At 72.8% G+C, this 16,156-nt stretch carries 17 protein-coding genes; 11 read left to right on the forward strand and 6 right to left on the reverse strand.

All coding sequences use genetic code 11. The annotated features are described in order from the left end of the window. The first annotated feature begins 30 nt into the window (after positions 1-30). Entirely contained in the window at positions 31-984 is a 954-nt protein-coding gene (locus tag Q5762_RS04615; RefSeq protein WP_315890625.1) for a LysR family transcriptional regulator, read from the forward strand. On the opposite strand, the gene Q5762_RS04620 is transcribed toward Q5762_RS04615, so the two are convergent. Both Q5762_RS04620 and Q5762_RS04625 read right to left on the reverse strand, forming a co-directional pair. Beyond that, positions 953-1,381, reverse strand: coding sequence for an ATP-binding protein (locus Q5762_RS04620; RefSeq protein WP_315890626.1), 429 nt, complete (start codon positions 1,379-1,381; stop codon positions 953-955). The two genes, Q5762_RS04615 and Q5762_RS04620, sit on opposite strands and share 32 nt — an antisense overlap. A gap of 205 nt (positions 1,382-1,586) precedes the next feature. Next, positions 1,587-2,753: an 8-amino-7-oxononanoate synthase gene (locus Q5762_RS04625; protein WP_315890627.1), complete on the reverse strand. Its 1,167-nt coding sequence runs from the start codon at positions 2,751-2,753 to the stop codon at positions 1,587-1,589. A 144-nt stretch (positions 2,754-2,897) separates the two neighbouring features. Here Q5762_RS04625 and bioB point away from each other — a divergent pair, with 144 nt between their 5' ends. The 5 genes from bioB to Q5762_RS04650 all read left to right on the forward strand — a co-directional run bounded on the left by bioB (position 2,898) and on the right by Q5762_RS04650 (position 7,565). Next, the gene (gene bioB, locus Q5762_RS04630; protein WP_315890628.1) at positions 2,898-4,178 is read left to right on the forward strand and encodes a biotin synthase BioB; all 1,281 of its coding nucleotides are present in this window, start codon (positions 2,898-2,900) and stop codon (positions 4,176-4,178) included. Continuing rightward, complete coding sequence (locus Q5762_RS04635) at positions 4,171-5,451, forward strand: adenosylmethionine--8-amino-7-oxononanoate transaminase (protein WP_315890629.1); 1,281 nt, start codon at positions 4,171-4,173, stop codon at positions 5,449-5,451. Before bioB ends, Q5762_RS04635 begins: the two co-directional genes overlap by 8 nt. Before the next feature lie 334 nt (positions 5,452-5,785). Continuing rightward, entirely contained in the window at positions 5,786-6,484 is a 699-nt protein-coding gene (bioD, locus tag Q5762_RS04640; RefSeq protein ID WP_315890630.1) for a dethiobiotin synthase, read from the forward strand. Between the two features lie 18 nt (positions 6,485-6,502). Further along, the gene (locus Q5762_RS04645; protein WP_315890631.1) at positions 6,503-6,847 is read left to right on the forward strand and encodes a VOC family protein; all 345 of its coding nucleotides are present in this window, start codon (positions 6,503-6,505) and stop codon (positions 6,845-6,847) included. A gap of 52 nt (positions 6,848-6,899) precedes the next feature. Further along, positions 6,900-7,565: a class I SAM-dependent methyltransferase gene (locus Q5762_RS04650; protein ID WP_315890632.1), complete on the forward strand. Its 666-nt coding sequence runs from the start codon at positions 6,900-6,902 to the stop codon at positions 7,563-7,565. A 19-nt stretch (positions 7,566-7,584) separates the two neighbouring features. On the opposite strand, the gene Q5762_RS04655 is transcribed toward Q5762_RS04650, so the two are convergent. Genes Q5762_RS04655 through Q5762_RS04665 form a run of 3 tightly spaced genes read right to left on the reverse strand, consistent with a single transcriptional unit; the run spans position 7,585 to position 8,647 of the window. Then, positions 7,585-7,956 (reverse strand): fic family toxin-antitoxin system, toxin component, encoded by a 372-nt coding sequence (locus Q5762_RS04655; protein WP_315890633.1) that lies wholly within the window; start codon positions 7,954-7,956, stop codon positions 7,585-7,587. Beyond that, the gene (locus Q5762_RS04660) at positions 7,953-8,192 is read right to left on the reverse strand and encodes an antitoxin (RefSeq protein WP_315890634.1); all 240 of its coding nucleotides are present in this window, start codon (positions 8,190-8,192) and stop codon (positions 7,953-7,955) included. The genes Q5762_RS04655 and Q5762_RS04660 overlap by 4 nt, the downstream gene beginning before the upstream one ends. A 44-nt stretch (positions 8,193-8,236) precedes the next feature. Further along, positions 8,237-8,647 carry a Fur family transcriptional regulator gene (locus Q5762_RS04665; RefSeq protein ID WP_315890635.1) on the reverse strand — a complete coding sequence of 137 codons (411 nt, stop codon included), beginning with the start codon at positions 8,645-8,647 and terminating at the stop codon, positions 8,237-8,239. A gap of 235 nt (positions 8,648-8,882) precedes the next feature. Between Q5762_RS04665 and katG the strand changes: the two genes are divergently transcribed. From katG to Q5762_RS04685, 4 genes are all read left to right on the forward strand, one after another. After that, complete coding sequence (katG, locus tag Q5762_RS04670) at positions 8,883-11,105, forward strand: catalase/peroxidase HPI (RefSeq protein WP_315890636.1); 2,223 nt, start codon at positions 8,883-8,885, stop codon at positions 11,103-11,105. 133 nt (positions 11,106-11,238) lie between these two features. Then, positions 11,239-11,673 (forward strand): GNAT family N-acetyltransferase, encoded by a 435-nt coding sequence (locus Q5762_RS04675; protein ID WP_315890637.1) that lies wholly within the window; start codon positions 11,239-11,241, stop codon positions 11,671-11,673. 152 nt (positions 11,674-11,825) lie between these two features. Beyond that, positions 11,826-13,166 (forward strand): hemolysin family protein, encoded by a 1,341-nt coding sequence (locus Q5762_RS04680; protein WP_315890638.1) that lies wholly within the window; start codon positions 11,826-11,828, stop codon positions 13,164-13,166. Next, positions 13,163-14,179, forward strand: a complete 1,017-nt coding sequence (locus tag Q5762_RS04685; protein WP_315890639.1) for a hemolysin family protein — start codon at positions 13,163-13,165, stop codon at positions 14,177-14,179. The genes Q5762_RS04680 and Q5762_RS04685 overlap by 4 nt, the downstream gene beginning before the upstream one ends. 103 nt (positions 14,180-14,282) lie before the next feature. On the opposite strand, the gene Q5762_RS04690 is transcribed toward Q5762_RS04685, so the two are convergent. Beyond that, positions 14,283-15,296 carry a maleylpyruvate isomerase family mycothiol-dependent enzyme gene (locus Q5762_RS04690; protein ID WP_315890640.1) on the reverse strand — a complete coding sequence of 338 codons (1,014 nt, stop codon included), beginning with the start codon at positions 15,294-15,296 and terminating at the stop codon, positions 14,283-14,285. A gap of 61 nt (positions 15,297-15,357) precedes the next feature. Between Q5762_RS04690 and Q5762_RS04695 the strand changes: the two genes are divergently transcribed. Then, complete coding sequence (locus tag Q5762_RS04695) at positions 15,358-16,146, forward strand: SGNH/GDSL hydrolase family protein (RefSeq protein ID WP_315890641.1); 789 nt, start codon at positions 15,358-15,360, stop codon at positions 16,144-16,146. Positions 16,147-16,156: the final 10 nt, after the last annotated feature.

Genomic DNA, 16,156 nt, shown 5'->3' on the forward strand with positions numbered 1-16,156 from the left:
ATCTTCTGGGTCTGGCCAAAGGAATGCTTTATGCAGGATCTGGTGCGGCTCGCGGCACTGGTCGCCGTCGCCGAGGACGGCTCGATCACCCGGGCCGCCGCCCGGCTGGGCTACACCCCGCCCGCCCTCTCCCAGCAGCTCGCCAAGCTGGAACGCGAGGCGGGTGCCGCGCTGCTCGTACGCCACCACCGGGGCGCCCGGCTGACCCCCGCGGGCGAACTGCTCGTCGCCCGGGCGCGCCGGGTCCTGGACGAGATGGACCGGGCCCGCCATGAGCTGGCACGGCTCAGCGGCCTCTCGGGCGGACGGCTCCGAGTCGGCACCTTCACCACCGTGGGCATCCATCTCCTGCCCCCGGTCCTCAGCGCCTTCCGCCGGGCCCACCCGGCCGTCGAGCTGACCGTCGCCGAGTACGAGCCGCCGGGCGGCGTCCGGGCCGTGGCGTCGGGCGAGGTGGATCTCGCGCTGACCCACACCTACGAGCCGGCCGAGCCGGCGCCGCCGCCGCCGGGGGTCGAGCTGGAGCCGCTGCTGGTCGAGGAGTTGGTCCTGGTCACGGCGCCGGGCCATGTCCTGGCGGAGGGGTCGGGCCGACTGCCGCTGGCCGAGCTCGCGGGTCAGCCGTTGATCAGCAGCGCGCCGGACCATCCGCCGCGGCGCGGCGTCGAGGGCGCGCTCGCCCGGGCCGGCGCGACGCCGTCGGTGGTGTGCCGTACGCCGGGCTACGCCCTGGTGTGCGCGCTGGTCAGCGCGGGGCTCGGGGTGGCGGTCGTACCGGAGATGGTCGCCTCGATGACGGCTTCGCCGCTGGGTGTACGGGCCTTGGAGCCGACCTCGTTCCGCCGGACGATCTCGGTCGCGCACCGGGGCGACGAGTCGGGCCCGGCGGCCGCCTCCCTGCGGGCGCTGCTGCGCGGCGGGTTCGCGCGGGCCCAGGCGGCCGGTGCCGGCGCTAGTTCGGGGAGGCCGTCCAGGGCAGGTTGATCCAGACCGTCTTGCCGCCCTCCTCGGTCGGGGTGACCGAGAGCCGGCCGCCGGCCTCGGCCGTCAGGATGCGGATGATGACCATGCCACGGCCGTTGTCCTGCTGCACGGCGGCCGGGAGCCGCTTCGGCCAGCGGGGATGACTGTCGGTCACCCCGATGCGCAGCTGCTCCTCGCGCTCCAGGCGGACGTCGACGGTGAAGGTGGGCGACTGCCCGAAGGTGTGCTGAACGGCGTTGGTGGCGAGCTCGGAGACGATCAGCCGGACGGTGTCGGCGGTGTCGCTGCCGCCGGCGAGCCCCCATCCGCTGAGGACGTCGGCGACATATCTGCGGGCGGCGGACACCGAGGCGGGATCGCTCGGCAGAGTGACGGTTGCTTCCTGGTGGTCTGCCATGGCGACGCTGTCCCTTTCCCACCGGGCCCGGCCCGGATTGCACTTCGCGTCAGAGTGCCACCGATCGTGCCGCCCTGTGGGGTGATCCACCAAGATATGGGCATATTTGTCGCCCGAAGCGGTGAACTCTGCCACGAGAGGCCGTATTTGGGAGCGTGCTCAGGGAGAGGGTGCTGTGCTCGGCGGCCGGGGTGGGGCGGTGCGCTCAGCCGGCCGTCGGTGCCGTCCGGACGATCGTGGCGACGGCCTGCTCGATCTGCGTGTCGGTGAGATCCGCGCGGGCCGTGAGCCGCAGCCGCGAGACGCCGTCCGGGACGGACGGCGGCCGGAAGCACCCGACGGCGATCCCCTGCTCGCGGCAGTCGGCGGCCCATCGCAGCGCCGCCTCGGGTGAGGGCGCGCGGACGGAGACGACGGCCGCGTCCGGGCGTACGGCGGCCAGGCCCGCCGCGGTCAGCATCCGGTGGAGCGTGCTGGCGACGGTCCTGACGCGCTCGGCGAGGCCGGGCTCGGCCTGGATCAGCCGCAGGCTCGCCAGGGCGGCCCCGGCCGCGGCCGGGGCGAGTCCGGTGTCGAAGATGAACGTCCGGGCCGCGTTGACCAGGTGCTCGATCACCCGGGCCGGGCCGAGGACGGCGCCGCCCTGGCTGCCCAGCGACTTGGAGAGGGTGAGGGTGGCGACCACGTCGGGGTCGCCCGCGAGACCCGCGGCGTGCGGGGCGCCGCGGCCGCCGTCGCCGAGCACGCCCAGACCGTGGGCGTCGTCCACGACGAGCCCGGCGCCGTGGGCGCGGCAGGCATCGGCCAGCTCGGCCAGCGGGGCCCGGTCGCCGTCCACGGAGAAGACGGAGTCGGAGACCACGAGCGCCCGGCGGTCCGGGTGGGCCTGGAGGGTCTTGCGTACGGCCTCGGGGTCGGCGTGCGGGACCACGGCCGTCTCGGCGCGCGACAGGCGGCAGCCGTCCACCAGGGAGGCGTGGTTGGCCGCGTCCGAGACGATCAGCGCGTCGCGGCCGCTCAGCGCGGTCAGGGCGGCCAGGTTGGCGGTGTAGCCGGAGGAGAAGACGAGGGCGGCCTCGAAGCCGCAGAACTCGGCGAGTTCGCGTTCGAGCCGTGCGTGCAGCCGGGTGGTGCCGGTGACCAGTCGCGAACCGGTGGAGCCCGCGCCCCAGCGGCGGGCCGCCTCGGCGGCGGCCTCCGTGACCTCCGTGCGGCGGGTCAGTCCGAGGTAGTCGTTGCTCGCCAGATCGAGCAGCTCCGATTCGGCGGCCCGGGGGCGGAGCGTCCGTACGAGCCCCGCCTCCGCGCGGCGGCGCGCCTCCGCGTCGGTCCAGTCGAACGGGGTCCGGCGGGTGTCCTCGTCCCGGTGCATGGGGCAGATCCTTTTGTAGGCAGCGCACAGACCCTAACCGTCCGCGGCCTGGGACGAGGTGTGGCCATGCACACACCTCAAACCGGCGCGTTTGTTCAGTTCCTCCTTGGCCACGAGGTGTGCCGTGAGCGAGGATCAGCCCTTATGGACCTGCTGAACACGCTGGTGGACAAGGGGCTGCGGCGCGAACTGCCGAGCCGTGAAGAAGCGCTCGCCGTGCTGGCGACCTCCGACGACGAACTGCTCGATGTGGTGGCCGCGGCGGGCAAGGTGCGCCGTCAGTGGTTCGGGCGGCGCGTGAAGCTGAACTACCTGGTCAATCTGAAGTCCGGGCTCTGCCCCGAGGACTGCTCGTACTGTTCGCAGCGGCTCGGGTCGACGGCCGGGATCCTCAAGTACACCTGGCTGAAGCCGGACGAGGCCTCGCAGGCCGCCGCCGCCGGGGTCGCGGGCGGCGCGAAGCGGGTCTGCCTGGTGGCGAGCGGGCGCGGCCCGACGGACCGGGACGTCGACCGGGTCGGGAAGACGATCGAGGCCATCAAGGAGCAGAACGAGGGCGTCGAGGTCTGTGCCTGCCTGGGGCTGCTCTCGGACGGTCAGGCGGAGAAGCTGCGCGAGGCGGGCGCCGACGCGTACAACCACAACCTGAACACGTCCGAGGGGACGTACGGGGAGATCACCACCACCCACACCTACGCGGACCGGGTGGACACCGTCCAGAAGGCGCACGCCGCCGGTCTGTCGGCGTGCTCGGGCCTGATCGCGGGCATGGGCGAGAGCGACGAGGACCTGGTCGACGTCGTCTACGCGCTGCGCGAGCTGGACTCGGACTCGGTGCCGGTCAACTTCCTGATCCCGTTCGAGGGCACTCCGCTGGCCAAGGAGTGGAACCTGACCCCGCAGCGCTGTCTGCGGATCCTGGCGATGGTCCGGTTCGTCTGCCCGGACGTCGAGGTACGGATCGCCGGCGGGCGCGAGGTGCACCTGCGCTCGATGCAGCCGCTCGCGCTGCACATCGCGAACTCGATCTTCCTGGGTGACTACCTGACCAGCGAGGGCCAGGCCGGCCAGACGGACCTGGACATGATCGCGGACGCGGGCTTCGAAGTGGAGAGCGCGGGGACGACCACGCTGCCCGCGCACCGCGCGGACGCGCTCGCGGCGGCGGGTGCGGGTACGGGTGCGGGTGCGGTCGCGGCCGGTGGGTGCGGCTCGGCGGCGTCGGCGGGCTGCGGTTCGCACGCCGAGGCGGGCGGCGGCTGCGGTCCGTGCGGCGGTCACGCGTCGGGGCCCGTCGGGGCGGAGCCCGTAGCGGCGGAGGCGGACGTGCCGGCGCAGGTGTCGGCCGACGCGTCGGGCGCCCGCACCGACCTGGTGGCCGTGCGCCGTCGTGGCACCGGAACGGACCTCGCGCCGAATGCGTAACGAGGAACTGCTGGCCCTGGACCGGGCGCACGTCTGGCATCCGTACGGCCCCATGCCGGGCCGTACGGATCCGCTGGTCGTCGCGTCCGCGTCCGGGGTACGGCTCCGGCTGGCCGAACCGGCCCACGGCCAGGCCGAGTTGATCGACGGCATGTCCTCGTGGTGGTCCGCGATCCACGGCTACAACCACCCGGTGCTCAACGAGGCGGCGCGCGGCCAGCTGGACCGGATGAGCCACGTCATGTTCGGCGGGCTGACCCACGAGCCCGCCGTCCGGCTCGCCACCCGGCTGGTGGAGATCACCCCCGAGCCGCTCCAGCACGTGTTCCTGAGCGACTCCGGTTCGGTGGCCGTCGAGGTCGCGATCAAGATGTGCCTGCAGCACTGGCGTTCGGTGGGCCGGCCGGCGAAGCGACGCCTGCTGACCTGGCGCGGCGGCTACCACGGGGACACCTGGCAGCCGATGGCGGTGTGCGACCCGGAGGGCGGGATGCACGAGCTGTGGTCGGGTGCGCTGCCGAAGCACTTCTTCGCCGACCCGCCGCCGGTCACGTACGAGGAGTCGTACGCGGAGCATCTGCGGGAGCTGATCGGTCGGCACGCGGACGAGCTGGCCGCGGTGATCGTGGAGCCGGTGGTGCAGGGCGCGGGCGGCATGCGGTTCCACTCGCCCGAGTACCTGCGGGTGCTGCGCGAGGCGTGCGACGCGCACGACGTGCTGCTCGTGTTCGACGAGATCGCGACGGGCTTCGGTCGTACGGGCACGCTGTTCGCGGCCGACCAGGCGGGCGTCTCGCCCGATGTGATGTGCGTGGGCAAGGCGCTGACCGGCGGCTATCTGTCGATGGCGGCGACGCTGTGCACCTCGCGGGTGGCGGAGGGGATCTCGCGGGGCGAGGTCCCGGTGCTCGCGCACGGCCCGACGTTCATGGGCAACCCGCTGGCCTCGGCCGTGGCCTGCGCCTCGATCGACCTGCTCCTGTCCCAGGACTGGGCGGTGGAGGTCAAGCGGATCGAGGCGGGCCTGCGCACGGGCCTCGCGGCGGCGACGGAGGTACCGGGGGTCCGTGACGTACGGGTCCTCGGCGCGATCGGCGTCGTCCAGCTCGACCACGAGATCGACATGGCCGCGGCCACGGAGGCGGCGGTCCGGGCGGGCGTCTGGCTTCGCCCGTTCCGCGACCTGATCTACACGATGCCGCCGTTCGTGACGGGCGACGAGGACGTGGCCCGGATCTGCGCGGCGGTCGTGGCGGCCGCGGCGGCGGCCTGACACCCTTGGCCGCCCGCCCTGCCGGAGGGGCACCCGCTCCCCCGGCGGGTACGGGCACGAGGCGTCGCGGCGCGAGCCCGGCGCCCTACGGCCCGGCACCAGCCGGCACGCCGGCGAGCGGCCGTTCGGGCCCGGCCGGCGGCGGGGCCCGACGGCCGGCCGCCTGCCGGAGAGGCACCCGCTCCCCCGGCGGGTACGGGCACGAGGCGGCGTCGCGGGGCGAGCGCGGCGCCCGACGGGCCGGCACCGGCGACACGCCGGCGAGCGGCAATCGGGCCCGGCCGTCGGCCGGGAAGCACGGCCACGATCCATGTCAGAGAGGACTGCACACCACATGAGCGTCATCGTCGTCAGCGGTACGGGGACGGAGATCGGGAAGACGATCGTCACCGCCGCGCTGGCCGCCGTGGCCACCGGGCAGGGGCGGTCCGTGGCCGTGCTCAAGCCCGCGCAGACCGGGCTCGCGCCGGGCGAGCGGGGCGACGCGGACGAGGTCGTACGGCTCTCCGGGGCCGCGACCTCGGCCGAACTGGGCCGGTTCCCCGAACCGTTGGCGCCCGCGACGGCGGCCCGGCGGGCCGGGATGGTGCCGGTAGGACCCCGCGAGGTCTCCGAGGCGGCCGAGAAGCTGGCCACCGAGCACGACCTGGTCCTCGTGGAGGGCGCGGGCGGGCTCCTGGTCCGCTTCGACCACGAGGGCGGCACGCTCGCCGACGCGGCCCGGCTCCTCGGCGCCCCGGTCCTGGTGGTGGCGCCCGCCGGGCTCGGCACGCTCAACGCGACGGCGCTCACCGCCGAGGCCCTGGCGGCGCGCTCCATCGAGCAGCTCGGCGTGGTCGTCGGCAGCTGGCCCGCGGAGCCGGACCTGGCCTCGCGCTGCAACCTGGACGAGCTGGCGGAGATGGCCGGGGCGCCGCTCCTCGGAGCCGTACCGGAAGGGGCCGGCGGGCTCGACCCGGCCGCCTTCCGGGAGCGCGCGCCCCGCTGGCTCGCGCCGGCGCTCGGCGGGGTCTGGCACGCCGGGTCGCTCTGACCTCCGTAGGCTGGTCCCATGCGCGCACAGGTTTCGGAGATCGTCTTCGATTGCGGTGATCCGGCCGGTCTGGTGCGGTTCTGGGCCGAGCTCCTCGGCGGCACCCCGGTCGACCGCGGCCCCGACTGGTCGTACCTCGAGCCGCCCGGATTCGCCCGGATCGCCTTCCAGCAGGTGCCCGAGGGCAAGGTCGTGAAGAACCGTCTCCATCTGGATCTGCACGTGGCCGACGTGAGCGGGGCGGCGGACGAGGCGATCCCGCTCGGGGCCACCCGGTCCGGTGGGCTGGTCACCGACGAGCAGGGGGACTTTCAGGTGATGCACGACCCCGAGGGCAACGAGTTCTGCTTCGTGGCGGGCTGAACGGGGCGGAACGGGGCAGAATCACCCCGTCCGCGCGTCGGAGGAGGTCCCGATGTCATCACGTACCGCCCGGGTCCCCCGGGACGCCGTCCACCATCCGCTGTTCGCCCGCTTCTACGCCCGGTTCAGCGTCTCCGCCGACACGAAGGGCGGCGTCGGCGCCCTGCGTGCGGAGCTGTTGTCCGGCGTGTCCGGCCGGGTCATCGAGATCGGCGCGGGGAACGGGCTGAACTTCGCGTACTACCCCGGGGCGGTGTCCGAGGTCGTGGCGATCGAACCGGAGCGCCATCTGCGCCAGTTGGCCGCCGACGCCGCCCTGCGCGCCGAGGTGCCGGTGGACGTCGTGCCGGGCGCGGCGGAGGCGCTGCCGGTGAAGAGCGAAGCCTTCGACGCGGCGGTCGCCTCGCTTGTGCTGTGCACGGTACGGGACCTTCCGCGGGCGCTTGCCGAGATGCACCGGGTGCTGCGGCCGGGCGCCGAACTCCGGTTCTTCGAACACGGGTTGGCCCCTTCGCCGGGGATGGCCCGGACGCAGCGGGCCCTGGACCGTACGGTATGGCCGCTGCTGTTCGGCGGCTGCCACACGGCCCGTGATCCGCTCGCGGCGATCGAGGCGGCGGGCTTTGAACCCGTCACGTTCCGCCGGCTCACGGTCCCGGAGAACGGTCCCCGACTCCCGTCGTCGTACTGCGTGCTGGGCACGGCGCGACGCCTCTGAACCTCGACGGGCGGACGGCTCAGTGGCTCCACTGGCGCAGTTCGTCGGCGATGATCCGGACGTCCGCCTCGCCCTTCTTCACCAGTCGGGCCAGATCCCTGACCTGTTCCGGCGAGGTGACGACCTTCAGGCCGCTCGCGACGAGATAGCCGTAGGCGACGGCCGTGGCGAACATGGCGTTGGAGTGCTCCAGGGCCGGTACGTGCAGCAGGAGTTGGAGCAGGGCGGCGGCGCGCGCGTGCGGGTCCCCGTACACCGGCACGCCGAAGATCTCGGCGTCGTGCCGGCCGACGGCGGCGACGAGCGCGCCCCAGTCGGTGACCTGGGGATCGCCGGGCGTCTGGTGTTCGGCCACCATGAGCAGCCAGGAGAGGTCGACCGTGACGCTCATGCGGTACGGCCACGCTCCGTGCCGGACTCCGTGCCGAACTCCTCGGCGAACACCGACTCGTACTGCTTCATGAAGTCGGCCGCCGCCTCGACGAAGGCGCGCCCCGACTCACCCGCGTCCTGCTGGACGAGTTCCTCGATGTACCGGTTGACGCTCACGCCGCGCTGCTGGGCCCGCCGGCGCGCGGTGTCGGCGGTCGTCTCGTCCACGCGGACGTTCAGCTGGGTCTTGGCCACACGACCACGCTAGCGCCGCCGCGCTAGCACCGGCAAGTGCTCCGTCACGCGCAGGACGGGCAGACCCCCCGGTACGTGACCTCGGCCGCCGACACCGTGAAGCCGAAGCGCTCCCCCGCCGGCAGGTCGGCGAGCGGGTCACCCGCCGGGTGGACGTCACGGATGGTGCCGCAGCCGGAGCACACCAGGTGCTGGTGCGGGTGGTGCGCGTTGGGGTCGTAGCGCTTGGCCCGGCCGTCGGTGGAGACCTCGATGACCTCACCGAGGGAGACCAGCTCGCCCAGGGTGTTGTAGACGGTCGCGCGCGAGATTTCCGGCAGCCGTTCGGCCGCGCGGACGTGCACCTCGTCGGCCGTGAGGTGGACATGGTCACCGTCGAGGACCTCGGCCACGACACGCCGCTGGGAGGTCATCCGCCAGCCACGCCCACGCAGTCGCTCCAGCAGGTCGCTCATATCGGTTCACCCATTCAGCTTGGACTTCGGCGGGACACACGGCGTCCGCCAAGGGACGCCAGGGATTCCGAACGGACAGCGGGTTGGCGCGCTTCTTGACTTGGACTCTGTCCATTGTAGGATCGCTTCCGGCAATAGCCAAGGGACAACATGGCTCCGATCGGGTGGCACCACCACCCTCCCGGGCCGCCGCCCAGGCTGAGCACCGCGATCCGCCCCGTCCGGAAGGATTCCCATGTCCGAGAACCACGACGCCATCGTCACCGACCCCGTACCGGAGGACTCGAGTGGCGGCTGCCCGGTCGCGCACGGCCGTGCCGCGCACCCGACCCAGGGCGGCGGCAACCGTCAGTGGTGGCCGGATCGGCTCAATCTGAAGATCCTCGCCAAGAATCCCGCCGTGGCGAACCCGCTGGGTGAGGAGTTCGACTACGCCGAGACGTTCAGCGCGCTCGACCTCCCGGCCGTGAAGCGGGACATCGCCGAGGTGCTCACCACCTCGCAGGACTGGTGGCCGGCCGACTTCGGCAACTACGGCCCGCTGATGATCCGGATGGCCTGGCACTCCGCCGGTACGTACCGCATCAGCGACGGCCGCGGTGGCGCCGGCGCCGGCCAGCAGCGCTTCGCGCCGCTGAACAGCTGGCCGGACAACGGCAACCTCGACAAGGCCCGCCGCCTGCTGTGGCCGGTCAAGCAGAAGTACGGCCAGTCCATCTCCTGGGCCGACCTCATGATCCTCACCGGCAACGTGGCCCTGGAGACGATGGGCTTCAAGACCTTCGGCTTCGCCGGCGGACGTGCCGACGTGTGGGAGGCGGACGAGGACGTCTACTGGGGCCCCGAGACCACCTGGCTCGGCGACGAGCGCTACACGGGTGACCGCGAGCTGGAGAACCCGCTCGGCGCGGTCCAGATGGGCCTCATCTACGTCAACCCGGAGGGCCCCAACGGCAACCCGGACCCGATCGCCGCGGCCCGCGACATCCGCGAGACCTTCCGCCGGATGGCGATGAACGACGAGGAGACCGTCGCCCTCATCGCCGGTGGCCACACCTTCGGCAAGGCCCACGGCGCGGGCCCGGCGGAGAGCGTCGGCGACGACCCCGAGGCCGCCCCGATGGAGGCGCAGGGCCTGGGCTGGGCGAGCACCTACAACACCGGCAAGGGCGCGGACGCGATCACCAGCGGCCTGGAGGTCACCTGGACCACCACGCCCGCGCAGTGGGGCCACGACTTCTTCAAGCACCTCTTCGAGTACGAGTACGAGCTCACGCAGAGCCCGGCCGGCGCGAACCAGTGGGTGGCGAAGAACGCCGAGGCGATCATCCCCGACGCGTACGACGCCTCGAAGAAGCACCTCCCGACGATGCTCACCACCGACCTGTCGCTCCGCTTCGACCCGGTCTACGAGCAGATTTCCCGGCGCTTCTACGAGAACCCGGAGGAGTTCGCGGACGCCTTCGCCCGCGCCTGGTACAAGCTCACGCACCGTGACCTGGGCCCTGTCGTCCGCTACCTCGGCCCGGAGGTCCCCGCGGAGGAGCTGCTCTGGCAGGACCCGCTGCCGGCGCGCGAGGGCGAGCTGATCGACGCCGCCGACATCGCCTCCCTCAAGGGGCAGATCCTCGGCTCGGACCTCACGGTCTCGCAGCTGGTCTCCGCCGCCTGGGCCGCCGCCTCCTCCTTCCGGGGCAGCGACAAGCGCGGTGGCGCCAACGGCGGCCGTATCCGCCTGGAGCCGCAGCGCAACTGGGAGGTCAACAACCCGGACGAGCTGGCCCAGGTCCTCCGTACGCTCGAATCCATCCAGGAGTCCTTCAACGCGGCGGGCGCCAGGAAGGTCTCGCTGGCCGACCTGATCGTCCTCGCGGGCTCCGCGGCCGTCGAGCAGGCTGCCAAGGACGGCGGCTTCGACGTCGAGGTGGCGTTCACGCCGGGCCGTGTCGACGCCGCGCAGGAGCAGACGGACGTCGAGTCCTTCGCCGCGCTCGAGCCGGCCTCCGACGGCTTCCGCAACTACGTCGGCAAGGGCAACCGCCTGCCGGCCGAGTACCTGCTGCTCGACAAGGCGAACCTGCTGACCCTCAGCGCGCCCGAGCTGACGGTCCTCGTCGGTGGTCTGCGCGTCCTGGGCGCCAACCACGGCAAGTCCAAGCACGGTGTCCTGACGAACAAGCCGGGCACGCTGTCCAACGACTTCTTCGTCAACCTGCTGGACTTCGGCACGACGTGGAAGTCGACGTCCTCGGCGCAGGACGAGTTCGAGGGCCGCGACGCGGCGACCGGCGCGGTCAAGTGGACCGGCACCCGCGCCGACCTCGTCTTCGGCTCGAACTCCGAGCTGCGCGCGCTCGCCGAGGTGTACGCGAGCGACGACGCGAAGGAGAAGTTCGTCAAGGACTTCGTCGCCGCGTGGACCAAGGTCATGGAGCTGGACCGCTTCGACCTCGTCTGAGTCGCCCGAAGCCTGTGACGTCCAGGCCTGCCCCGTACGGGCGGGCCTGGACGTCCGTCGCTCCGCGGCCGAAGCCGTTCCGCATACCGAAACGCGGTCGACGGACGGCCTGGCCGGTGGTGGGATTCCGGTCATGACCGAACCGCACATCCGGGCCGCCGTACCGGCCGACCTCGACGCCGTCCTCGCCTTCTGGAAGGTCGCCGCCGAGGGCACGAGCATCAGCGACGACCGCGACGGGATCGAGCGGCTCGTCGGCCGTGACCCCGAGGCCCTCATCCTGGCCGAGCGCGACGGCGAGCTCGTCGGCACGGTGATCGCCGGCTTCGACGGGTGGCGCTGCCACCTCTACCGGCTCGCCGTGCACCCCGGCCACCGCCGCCGGGGCGTCGGCGGAGCGCTGCTCACGGCGGCGGAGAAACGTTTCGTACGGCTCGGCGGGCGGCGCGCGGACGCGATGGTCCTCGACCGGAACGAACTCGGTCAGCGCGCCTGGCGGGCCGCCGCGTACGGACCCGAGGAGCAGTGGACCCGCTGGGTGAAGCCGCTGGACTCCCCGCGCGACTGAGCCGCTTTGCCCCTCCTTTACCATGGGTGGTTCCACCCCCGTACGACCGAAAGGTGTGAGCGTCCGCCCATGGGCGAGCCTCCTAGTACCGACCCTCGCGCAGACCGAGCGATCCCTCCCTCCGTGGCTGATCATGGAATGGAGGTGAACCGATGATCGAAGTGCTTCTGCTCGCGGTGGCGCTGTTGCTCGCGCTCACGTGCGGTGCCTTCGTCGCGGCCGAGTTCTCGCTGACCACTGTCGAGCGATCCGAGCTGGAGCGGGCGGTGGAGCGGGGCGAGCGGGGCGCGGCGAGCGCCCTCAAGGCCGTGAAGTCGCTCACCTTCCAGCTCTCCGGTGCCCAACTGGGCATCACGGTCACCAACCTGATCGTCGGCATGCTCGCCGAGCCCTCCATCGCCGCGCTGATCCGCGGCCCGGTCGAGGACCTCGGCCTGTCGCCGTCGGTCGCGTCCTCGGTGGCCCTCGTCCTCGGCACCGCCCTGTCGACCGTCGTCCTGATGGTCGTCGGCGAGCTGGTCCCCAAGAACTGGGCCATCTCCACGCCGCTGGCCATCGCCAAGCGGGTGGCGACCCCCATGCGGATCTTCACCGCCGCGTTCAAACCGCTGATCAGCCATCTCAACAGCACCGCGAACCGGAGCGTGCGCCGGCTCGGCATGGAGCCGACGGAGGAGCTGGCCTCGGCCCGCTCCCCGAAGGAGCTGGTGGCGCTGGCCCGCCACTCCGCCAAGGAGGGCGCCCTGGAGGCGGACACCGCCGAGCTGTTCGTCCGGACCCTCAACCTGGCCGAACTGACCGCGGAGAACGTGATGACCCCGCGGGTCCAGGTCACCGCCCTGGAGGTGCAGGCCACCGCGGAGGACGTCGCCAACGCGACCCGCGCGACCGGCCTGTCCCGCTTCCCGGTCTACCGCGGCAGCCTCGACTCGGTGGTGGGGATCGCCCACATCAAGGACGTCCTGGCCATACCGGCCGACGAGCGGCGCCTGCGGCGCATCGGGGACATGCTGCGCGAGCCCCTGCTCGTCCCGGAGACGCTGACCGTGGACCGGCTCCTGGACCGACTGTCCGGCAAGCAGACCATGGCCGTCGTCATCGACGAGTACGGCGGCACGGCCGGCGTCGCGACGCTGGAGGACATCGTCGAGGAGGTCGTCGGCGAGGTGCGCGACGAGCACGACCCGCACGAGACCCCCGACCTGGCACGGGCCGGCCTGGACGCGGACGGGCGCGAGCTCTGGTCCGCCGACGGCGCCGCCCGCACCGACCAGCTGGAGGCGATCGGCCTGCGCGTCCCGGACGGACCGTACGAGACGCTGGCCGGTGTCATCGCCCACGGACTGGGGCGGATCCCCTCGGTCGGCGACCGCGTGGAGCTCGCCGACTGGCAGCTCGACGTCGTGGACGCCTCCGGGCGCCGGGCCGCGCGGGTGCTGATGCACGTGCCACCGGTCCAGGAGTCCGGTACCAGCGGGGAGGCCGGCCGATGACCGCGATCCAGTTGCTGATCGGCCTGCTGACGCTGGTCGTGAACGCCTTCTTCGTCGGCGCGGAGTTCGCCATGATCTCCGTACGCCGCAGTCAGATCGAGCCCGCGGCCGAGTCCGGGGACCGGCGGGCGCGCAGCGTCATCTGGGGCCTCGAACACGTCTCGGCGCTGCTCGCCGCCGCCCAGCTCGGCATCACGCTGTCCACCCTGGTGCTCGGCATCGTCGCCGAGCCCGCCATCGCGCATCTGCTCGAACCGGTCTTCGACGCGGTGGGCGTGCCGCACGGCCTGGTGTACCCGTTCTCGTTCGTGATCGCACTGGCCCTGGCGACCTATCTGCACATGCTGCTCGGCGAGATGGTCCCGAAGAACATCGCCCTGGCGGAGCCGACGCGTACCGCGCTGGCCCTCGGCCCGCCGCTGGTGGCGATCACCCGGGCGCTGCGCCCGGTGATCTTCACCATCAACGCCTTCGCCAACGCGCTGCTGAAGCTGTTGCGGGTGGAGGTGAAGGACGAGGTCTCGGCGACGTTCTCGGACGACGAGCTGGCCCGGATGGTGACCGACGCGGGCGTCGCGGGTCTCTTGGACGACCGTGCGACGGAGCGCCTGCACGACGCCCTTGAGCTGGGGCGGCGACCGGTCCGGGACGTCGTCATGCCGGTCGAGAAGGTCGTGTACGCGGCGGTCGGGACGACGCCGGAGGAGCTGGAGGCGCTCTCCGCCGAGTCGGGCTTCTCGCGCTTCCCGGTGGTCGACGCGGGCCAAGGGATCCTGGGCTACCTCCATGTGAAGGACGCCCTGGACGTGACGCGCAGGGACCTGCCCTTCCCGGTCTCCGCGATGCGGCCGATCGCCCGCGTCCGGGCGGCCACGCCGATGGACGACGTCCTGACGGCGATGCGCCGCAGCCGTACGCACCTGGCGGCGGTCCTGGACGAGGACGGCAAGCTGACCGGCCTGGTCACGATGGAGGACGTGCTGCGGGAGCTGGTCGGACGGCCGGCGATGTAGCACGCGGGATGACCGGGGCCCCGGGGCGCACTTCGCGCCCCGGGGCCCCGTCCTTGCCTCGCCTTCGGAGAGGATCCGCGCCCGCAGAGAGGGATCCGCGCCCTCAGAAAGCCGTGGCGGCGCACCAGTCGTCCAGGAGCGCGAGGTCTCCGGTGAGCGTGTAGCGGGGGTCGTCCGCCGGGACGCGTCCGTACAGCAGCAGGAGCAGGTCGCCGGTGGACGCCTCGACGGTCGTGCTGGCGGGGCCCTCGGCCCGGCGCTGCCAGGTGAAGCCGCCGCCGCCGAAGGCCAGCGTCCAGGTCACGCCGGTGTCGAGGGCGCTCAGCCGGAGCCTGGCGCCGTCGAGGTCGAGCTGGGCGACCGGTTCGGCGACCCAGGCGACATACGGCAGGTTCTCCAGGAACTCGTCGATGCCGTCGGCCGCTGTGGCGGGCTCCACCCGGGGCGTCAGCCCGAGGGCGAGTTCGGCGTCGGCGAGGTGGACGACGGCCTCGTGGAGCAGGCGGCGCGGGAAGAAGCGGACGTGCGGGTCGGGGCCCAGGGACCACATCGGGGCGTCCGGGTCGGCGGCGCGCAGGGTCTCCAGGGCGGCCGCGGCGGAGCGTTCCAGCCAGGCGGGGTACGCCTCGGGGGCGTCCGGCAGGTCCAGCTCGACGTCGCCGGACCGGACGCGGGCGGTGGCCTTCGTCCGTACCAGGTGGTCCATCCAGCGGTGGCTGGTCCCGTGGTGCCGGACCAGGTCGGCGAGGGTCCAGCCGGGGCAGGTGGGGACGAGGGTGGCGGGGTCGGCGTCCCGGACGGTCGCCACGAAGCGCCGGACATGGTCCTCGACCTCGTCGCAGTACCGCTCGTGCGCGCCCCGGGTGAGGCCGAGCCCCTCGGAGACCCGGCCCAACTCCTCGCGCCAGGGGCCGGGCGGCTGCCGGAGGGCGGCATCCCGGAACAGCCCGTCGAGGGTGCGGCGGTCGGCGGCGGGGAGTCTGCCGAGCAGGTGCGCCGTGCTCTCCAGCCACTTCACGGCCGTGTCGGGGTCGAGGGTGTCCTCGTCGCTGGTCTCGACGACCGTCACCAGCTCGGCCAGCGCCTCGGCCAGCGTGTTCAGGAGCGCGTCGCTCACAGTCTCCCCTCCCGGGCTCCGGCGGAGGGCCCGCATACCGCACGGTATGATCGCTCCCGCCATGGAGATGAATGCCACCTACACCAGTCTGGTCGCCCTCGGCGACAGCTTCACCGAGGGTATGTCCGACCGACTGCCCGATGGTACGTACCGGGGATGGGCCGACCTCCTCGCGGCCCGCCTCGCCGCCCGCGCCCCCGACTTCCGGTACGCGAACCTCGCGGTACGGGGCAAGCTCATCGGCCAGATCGTCGAGGAGCAGGTGGACGTGGCGGCCGCGATGAAGGCGGACGTGGTCACCCTGGTCGGCGGCCTGAACGACACCCTGCGGCCGAAGGTCGACATGGGGCGGGTACGCGGCCTGCTCACCGAGGCCGTCGAGAAGCTGGCGCCCTCCTGCGGGCAGCTGGTCCTGATGCGCAGTCCGGGCCGCAACGGCCCCGTCATGAAGCGCTTCCGGCCGCGCATGGAGGAGCTCTTCGAGTACGTCGACGAGCTCGCCGCCCGCCACGGCGCCCTGGTGGTCGACCTGTACGGGGCGCCCGCGCTCGGCGACCCTCGCATGTGGGACGTCGACCGGCTCCATCTGACCGACGAGGGGCACCGGCGGGTCGCCGAGGCCGTCTGGCAGGCCCTGGGCCTGGAGACGGAGTACGACTGGCGGACGCCGCTGCCGCCGACGCTCCCGCCGAGCTGGCTGAACCGCCGCCTCGGGGACGCCCGCTTCGCCAAGGAGCACCTCGGCCCGTGGATCGGCCGCCGCCTGACCGGCCGCTCCTCGGGCGACGGCCGCCCGGCGAAGCGCCCGGAGCTGCTGGCGTACGAGCCGTACGAGCCGCCGACGGTGTAGTCGGCGTCAC

This window comes from Streptomyces sp. P9(2023) (genome assembly GCF_032436795.1).
Classification (GTDB): Bacteria; Actinomycetota; Actinomycetes; order Streptomycetales; family Streptomycetaceae; genus Streptomyces.